Annotated in this window: 6 protein-coding genes and 1 tRNA gene; 4 read left to right on the forward strand and 3 right to left on the reverse strand. The window is 60.1% G+C overall.

Features of this window, described 5'->3' with window-relative positions; translation table 11 throughout:
* Positions 1-199: 199 nt before the first annotated feature.
* The gene (gene acs, locus QHC78_RS16920) at positions 200-2,176 is read left to right on the forward strand and encodes an acetate--CoA ligase (RefSeq protein WP_319746602.1); all 1,977 of its coding nucleotides are present in this window, start codon (positions 200-202) and stop codon (positions 2,174-2,176) included.
* 439 nt (positions 2,177-2,615) lie between these two features.
* Here acs and QHC78_RS16925 read toward each other — a convergent pair whose 3' ends face one another.
* Positions 2,616-3,080, reverse strand: a complete 465-nt coding sequence (locus QHC78_RS16925; protein WP_319746604.1) for a bacteriohemerythrin — start codon at positions 3,078-3,080, stop codon at positions 2,616-2,618.
* A 155-nt stretch (positions 3,081-3,235) separates the two neighbouring features.
* On the opposite strand from QHC78_RS16925, the gene QHC78_RS16930 reads away from it, so the two are divergent.
* Positions 3,236-3,325 (forward strand) — tRNA-Ser (locus QHC78_RS16930).
* Positions 3,326-3,809: 484 nt separating this feature from the next.
* On the opposite strand, the gene QHC78_RS21160 is transcribed toward QHC78_RS16930, so the two are convergent.
* Together QHC78_RS21160 and QHC78_RS16935 are read right to left on the reverse strand one after the other, a co-directional pair.
* The gene (locus QHC78_RS21160) at positions 3,810-5,084 is read right to left on the reverse strand and encodes an HNH endonuclease (protein WP_413816483.1); all 1,275 of its coding nucleotides are present in this window, start codon (positions 5,082-5,084) and stop codon (positions 3,810-3,812) included.
* A 26-nt stretch (positions 5,085-5,110) separates the two neighbouring features.
* Positions 5,111-5,584, reverse strand: coding sequence for a putative molybdenum carrier protein (locus tag QHC78_RS16935; protein ID WP_319746606.1), 474 nt, complete (start codon positions 5,582-5,584; stop codon positions 5,111-5,113).
* Between the two features lie 419 nt (positions 5,585-6,003).
* Between QHC78_RS16935 and QHC78_RS16940 the strand changes: the two genes are divergently transcribed.
* Both QHC78_RS16940 and QHC78_RS16945 read left to right on the forward strand, forming a co-directional pair.
* Positions 6,004-6,261, forward strand: a complete 258-nt coding sequence (locus QHC78_RS16940) for a hypothetical protein (RefSeq protein ID WP_319746608.1) — start codon at positions 6,004-6,006, stop codon at positions 6,259-6,261.
* A gap of 402 nt (positions 6,262-6,663) precedes the next feature.
* A partial coding sequence (locus tag QHC78_RS16945; RefSeq protein WP_319746610.1) for a Rieske 2Fe-2S domain-containing protein occupies positions 6,664-7,019 on the forward strand: 356 nt, incomplete at its 3' end.

The raw sequence follows: 7,019 nt of genomic DNA on the forward strand, positions 1-7,019 counted from the left end.
CGGGCGGACGTCCCCTTGCCGGCCCGGTTGCCGTTGCCCGCCGGAGGGCGGCGCTGGCGGGCCGGCGCCGCGGGCTTTCCCGTGCCCCGCGCCGAGCGCGGCATCGAGCATTTGTTGCGTTGCAGCGCGTACTGGACGCCGGCTTTCGGTAACCTACCGGTATCCGCACCATCCACTATCCATCAGAGGACCTCAGGCGATGTCTACCATCGATTCAGTTCTGACCGAGACGCGTGTCTTCCAGCCCTCCGCGGAATTCGTCAAGCAGGCGAACGTCTCCGGCATGGAAGCCTACAAGGCCTTGTGCGACGAAGCCGAGCGGGACTTCGAAGGTTTCTGGGCGCGGCTGGCGCGCGAAACGCTGCATTGGAGCAAACCCTTCACCAGGACGCTGGACGAGAGCAACGCGCCTTTCTATCGCTGGTTCGACGATGGCGAGCTGAACGTCTCGTATAACTGCCTGGACGTGAACCTTGCCAAGGGCAACGCCGACAAGGTCGCCATCATTTTCGAGAGCGACGACGGCGCCACGACCAAGATCACCTATCGCGAGTTGCATGCGCGCGTGTGCCGCTTTGCCAACGGCATCAAGTCGCTCGGCTACAAGAAGGGCGACCGCGCCATCATCTACATGCCCATGTCGATCGAAGCGGTCGTCGCGATGCAGGCGTGCGCCCGGCTGGGCATCACCCACTCGGTCGTCTTCGGCGGATTCTCGGCCAAGAGCCTGCAGGAGCGCATCGTGGACGTCGGCGCGGCGCTGGTCGTCACCGCCGATGAGCAAGTGCGCGGCGGCAAGACCATCCCGCTCAAGCCGGCGGTGGAAGAAGCCTTTGCCATGGGCGGATGCGAGGCGGTCAAGAAAGTCATCGTCTATCGGCGCACGGGCGGCAAGGTAGCCTGGACCGAGGGGCGCGACCTGTGGATGCACGATGTGGAGCAGGGCCAGGCCGAGGCCTGCGAACCGGTCCAGGTCGAGGCCGAGCACCCGCTGTTCGTGCTCTATACGTCCGGATCTACCGGCAAGCCCAAGGGCGTCCAGCATTCCTCGGCGGGCTACCTGCTGTGGGCCGCCCTCACCATGAAATGGACCTTCGACCTCAAGCCGTCGGACGTCTACTGGTGCACGGCCGACGTAGGATGGATCACGGGCCATACCTATATCGCGTATGGCCCGCTGGCCGTGGGCGCGACCCAGATCGTATTCGAAGGGGTGCCGACCTATCCCAACGCCGGCCGCTTCTGGGACATCATCCAGAAACATCGCGCCAGCATCTTCTATACGGCGCCCACCGCCATCCGGTCGCTGATCAAGGCCGCCGAAGCCAGCCCCGACCACCATCCCAAGCAGTACGACCTGTCCAGCCTGCGCGTCATCGGCTCCGTGGGCGAGCCCATCAATCCCGAGGCATGGATGTGGTACCACACCAATGTCGGCGCGGAGCGCTGCCCTATCGTCGATACCTGGTGGCAGACCGAAACGGGCGGGCACATGATCACGCCGCTGCCTGGTGCTACCGGCCTGAAGCCCGGTTCATGCACCTTGCCGCTGCCCGGCATCTTCGCTGCCATCGTGGACGAGACCGGCGGCGACGTGGAGCTGGGCAAGGGCGGTTTCCTGGTGATCAAGCGGCCATGGCCCGCCATGATCCGCACCATCTGGGGCGATCCGGAGCGTTTCAAGAAAAGCTACTACCCCGAGGAACTGCGCGGCTACTACCTGGCCGGCGATGGCGCCAACCGCGACACCGACGGCTATTTCTGGATCATGGGCCGCATCGACGATGTGCTGAACGTCTCGGGCCACCGCCTGGGCACCATGGAAGTCGAATCGGCGCTGGTGGCCCATCCGCTGGTGGCCGAGGCGGCCGTCGTGGGCCGTCCGGACGACGTGACCGGCGAAGCCGTGGTGGCCTTCGTCGTCCTCAAGCGGGCCCGGCCCGATGACGCCGAAGCGGCCGAGATCGCCAAGGAACTTCGCAACTGGGTGGCCAAGGAAATCGGACCCATCGCCAAACCCAAGGAGATCCGTTTCGGCGACAACCTGCCCAAGACCCGGTCCGGCAAGATCATGCGGCGGCTGCTGCGCGTGGTCGCCAAGGGCGAGGCCGTTACCCAGGACGTCTCTACCCTGGAGAACCCGGCTATTCTGGAACAGTTGGGCAAAGCCCTCTGAATTGGAGTAATATGCACACAATTGGTGCGTAGAGTGGCGGAGACGATGGTGCGCACCGCACCATAATAGGGGTCAATCCCTAGTGTCACCGCTCAATTACGGGCGCAGAATACGCGTCATGCAGTGGAGGAGACAAAACCCCTGCAGTCGTTAGAAGAGCAAACGCCCGCGCGGCCGACGCCAGAGAAGCGTCGGCCGCCGTGGCTATAAATGGCAGCGCAGCGGGCTCCTCCATTCTCGCTAAACCGTTCGGTTTGGTGCCTTCCGATCCCCATCTCGACTCATAGCTCTTAGCCCGGCGCGCGCTTGTGCAGCGCAATGCACCGTCCTTGCCCGCGGATGCGTTAGTGATTCAAATTAATCGTTTCCGCAGGGTGGGGGAACGAGTGCCCGCCTGGGCGCGTTCGGCGCCTCGTTCGGAAGGGGGCAGGGCGTGAGCTTACAGCGCGGGCGGAGCGGGTGACTCGAATTGACGGCGTATCACAATGGGCTTGCCGCCAAATTCCCGCTTGCACATCCATTGCGCCAGCGCGGAGTCCAGGTAGTCGGCATGCCCGGGAAACCAGCGGGCGAGTTCCTGGGCCAGCGAACGGCCGACGGCCACGTTGCCCTGTGCGACCAGTTCCCGCACCTGTTCCACCGACTTCATGACTTCCGCGTGCTCGTTGATGTGGCATTCGCGGGCGGGAAATTCCGTTTCCGTCATCCAGGCGTCTTCGGCGCCGAAGTGCGATTTGGCGTGTTCTGCGAATTCATCGAGGTGCTGGGCGAACTCGTCGTCCGGGCAGCGGAGCATGGCGCCGACGATATCCACGAACTCCTTGTGGACGGTGTCTATGGGGCCGTAGCCAAGCAGGAACGCGTCGTTCCAGTCGAAATCGGAAGAGGAGGCTGCTGCAGTCATGGTAAGAATATGCGCGAGACGATCGTATATCGCCATAGTAGCCGCATCCGGCCCGGGGAGGTACGTGCCGCGGCACGGGTGCAGGGCTTGCCTGGCCGGTCAGCTGGCAATCTGGTAATATAGCGGGCTCTGCAAAGGTTCTGCCGCTGCAGTACGGACAGGTGGCCGAGTGGTTGAAGGCGCACGCCTGGAACGCGTGTATATGTGAAAGCGTATCGTGGGTTCGAATCCCACCCTGTCCGCCAGGATTCACTTCGGGGCAAGCCCCGAATACGAAACCCGCATCGCCTATCGGCCATGCGGGTTTTTTGTCGTCTAGGGGCTCCCGCGGGCATCTGCTTCCAGCTACCGCTTGATGGGCGGTGTTTGTGACGGCAGCCATTGAGGTCAGAAAGGGCATCGCAGCAGGTTGACACGCCTCCAGGCATTGTTGGGGGCAGCGAACCATGGGCACGCCGCCAGCGTGTGCCACCGAAACCGGCTTTATGAATTGTCGTCTGGGTTGTCTGGCCCGGTATTGGGATGGGAAGGACAGTAAAAACCCAGGCGAATTCAGAGGCACTTATTGTCGGTGACGCTCAAGCGCTCCCTGCCGAGCTCGGGATATGCCATCCGGAAACCATTCTGGCCGCCAAAGTCAGTTAAATCCACGCCTATGCCTGCGCCGTCCCGGTGACCATCAGGAAGGTATGTGCACTGGATGCAAGCCGGGCCGCGCGTTGAGCTTCGTCATGGTGCGCGAGTCTCATTGACGGTCGAGTTGGTGGATGGATTGCCATTCGGCGCAACGGACGCGTCGCTATTGTGGCTTTTTCCGAAGAGCAGGGCATATAGGAACAGAGTGACGGCGGCGAAGAGAAGCAGGACGACTGCGAATGTGGCTAACCATGAGCGTTTGCGCGGCAGAGCAGAGCGCCGCGCGAGCGTGGAAGCGTTGGCGGAGAGAGCCGCTGCAACGAGAAGTTCGTTACGGCCATTTGGATGTGAAGTGCCTGCGGCGAGAGATTCGGGATTTATTGCAGGTTGTGGACTTTTGGGTCCACGTGAGGGCAGTGGTTGGTTACTTGCGACTGTTTCAAAAGCAGATGGTGCGTGGGTTTTCTCCTCATTCATCGTGTCTGCCGGTGGATGTGTGGGGGGGAGACTACTTGCCGTACGCTCCTGAGCCATGCGGGGTGCAAGTGCTGCCCGTCCCCGAGCATGTTGCCAGAAAGCATCGGTGTTTTGTGTCGGTAAGTACGGTGCGAGAGATTGCGAATGTCGCGGCTCACCGGGCTTCTCATCGTTGATTCGTATGTCGGATGTTGCCGCCGAGAGTGTTACCGAGCATGTGGAAGAGACCAACTGCACCGGCATGCGGCTGCCGGGCGCTTCAGACTTGGCTGAAAAGGTTTGGTCAGGGTGTTCGTGATTGTGATGGCGGTGGCAGAGCGTAACCAAGTTGTTGGGGTTATGGCTGCCGCCATTCCACTTATGAATGATGTGATGCACATGCAGGTCCGTGACGTCACGTTCCCATGTTTGGCCGCACAATTTGCACTTTTCACCGTCGGCGGTACGAACCTTGGCCGATCGGACAGGCCAGTCCTTCGGATAATTTGCTCGGCGTTCTGGGTCGGCGCGCAAGAGCTTCCGCCGACAGGCTCGAACCACCTTGATAGCGTCCAGCTCTTCGCTAGACAGTTGTTCGGTACGCTTACCCTTGGCTAGTTCATTTAGCCAACGTGTACGCCGAGCTCGAAAGTGCTGTTCAAATGTCTCTGGACTTTGCTGGCGCCCATGAGCGGCTTCGACTTGCCACGGCTTCCATGCGGTAGGGTTAGCGCTTGTGGCCAGATCCCAGGACCGAAGCCGCTGGCGAAGGTAATTGTCGAGAATCGTTTCGGCCTTGGCCGGCGCGATGCTGGTTGTATTGAGCAGGGTGATACATGATCGGCAAATGGCGACGCGTCCGGTCTTGAACGCGTCGACCCTACTATCGCTAAGACAAATGCGACAGGGCATGGCAGTCCTTCGGGAGTCATTGGCTATTAAGACTGGCGGGTAGATGCCATCTCTAGCAGCTTGTACGTGAGGTCGTAAATTCCAGGTCGCTTGCTTTCGCGCGGGCCTGCCACATTTAACGTCCTGACGTCGTGGACCTGTAGCCATTGCGTAAGCCGCATCGCGGTGTTATCCATGGTGCCGGCGTCTAACTGGGCCAGGAAGCATGCGCGCCCGAGACGCAAGGCAAAGAATTGGGTTGCCAGGCTTCCTCCGTCCAGCGCGCCTACATTGACGATCAATGTGCCATTGCTCTCTGCCACATTTCGCTTGGTTCGCTGCCGATACCCTCCATCGGCTAGCTCGGTAAGCTGGTATTTCAGAGGAATGGGACCGTCTTCAGCTCCGCGTCCAGATGGTGCCCAGCCTCCATGCTGGTAGCCATGTTGGATGGCAAAATCCAGTGCGGCGCGATCCGCCCCGGTCTGTCCACCTGAGATTATGCGTTGAACGGGCAGCATCGAACTATTGTTTGTTGAAAGATGGTGAAGAGGGGCGTTTCCAGAATAGTGGGCCCCGGGGGCTTCACGCTGTGCCAAGTGCGACCACATCGCACATTTTCACTGAGTTGTGATACCGAAGTCACCCCAGAGCTGCTTGCATCGTTCTTTCAAATGGTCGGCACCATGTCCGTTTCAGGTATCGCATGATCGGCGAAGTCGCGCTCGAATGCTACGCTCCATCCCAGCACCCCATTTATCGACAGAGCCGAACAATCGACAAAAACGAACGGTTTATGTAGATGGATGTTCAAACTTAGCATGCGTAGAAGCGTTGTCCGTTCGGTGTCGAGCCTGAGCGGCGTGATGTGATGCTACCAACCGGTCCCCGACAAGGCTGCGATGGTGACGGCTCACGTCACGAAAAGGCACCTGTAGATATGAACAATCCTGGTTTAGACGAGGCTGCAATGAACGTTACTAGGACGACGATCTTCTACTACTCTACTCGGATGCGCTGGATTGCCGCATTGCCTTGCGTAATCGTTATGGTTGTGCGCTCGGGTGCCGCTTCCGGCAATGAGGTCAGCACGTATCCGAGTGAGCCCATCTGCCCGGTGTTGCTGTTCGCCGCTGGTGGTGTCTCTGATGTGATTTTTCGCGTACTTGCCAATGAAATGTCCAATTCGCTGGGATAGCCTGTGGCGGTGGAGAGCCGGTCGGGAGGCGAGGGAACCGTGGAGGCGGCGTATGTGGCGGCCGCTGCTCCGGATGAGTTCGTCGCTGCTGGTGCGTCCACGACTGTAAGCGGTGCGAAGGGCTGCGGCCCACTCATATTTTCACCACGACGTTCAGGTTCGGGGTCTCCTCGGTAGCCTTCGTCTGTCGGTATGGACGATCTTGCATCGCCATAACAGATCAATTATCCACTTTGCACTGTGGAACGGTGCTACAGTTTGCCGTTGAAAGTCTATAGAATATATCCTATCATCTTCCTCAAGTTGTGGAGGAAGCCATGCCGAGGCGTCGTTGAGGGCGCGGGGGCGGATATCGCATGGGCTGAGCTCGTGCGCGCTGTAAAAGTCTATAGGATATAAAGTATGAGCGGACAACCAAGCATCACCGTGGCCGGTTGGCCAACCGATGGCTCGTTTCGCGTCCCGTACGACATGTTCGTCAACGCTGAGTTGTTCGAGCAGGAACAGGCCATGCTGTTTCGTGGGCCAACGTGGAACTTCGTGGCCATGGAGCTCGAAATTCCCAATCCAGGCGACTACAAGACCGGGTTCATTGGGGACACGCCCGTAGTCACCGTGCGCGATCACGATGGCAGCATCCACTGCGTGGTCAACCGTTGTGCGCACCGCGGGGCTACGTTGTGCTACGACCAGAGGGGTAACAAGCAGGACTTCACCTGCGTTTATCACAACTGGCGCTATGACCTGACTGGTCAGCT

It is taken from the genome of Pigmentiphaga sp. (assembly GCF_033795525.1).
Taxonomy (GTDB): Bacteria; Pseudomonadota; Gammaproteobacteria; order Burkholderiales; family Burkholderiaceae_B; genus Pigmentiphaga.

Coding starts and splice junctions, on each gene's coding strand:
- acs (WP_319746602.1), top strand. CDS start 200: ATGTCTACCATCGATTCAGTTCTGACCGAGACGCGTGTCTTCCAGCCC.
- QHC78_RS16925 (WP_319746604.1), bottom strand. CDS start 3,080: ATGACTGCAGCAGCCTCCTCTTCCGATTTCGACTGGAACGACGCGTTC.
- QHC78_RS21160 (WP_413816483.1), bottom strand. CDS start 5,084: ATGCCCTGTCGCATTTGTCTTAGCGATAGTAGGGTCGACGCGTTCAAG.
- QHC78_RS16935 (WP_319746606.1), bottom strand. CDS start 5,584: ATGCTGCCCGTTCAACGCATAATCTCAGGTGGACAGACCGGGGCGGAT.
- QHC78_RS16940 (WP_319746608.1), top strand. CDS start 6,004: ATGAACAATCCTGGTTTAGACGAGGCTGCAATGAACGTTACTAGGACG.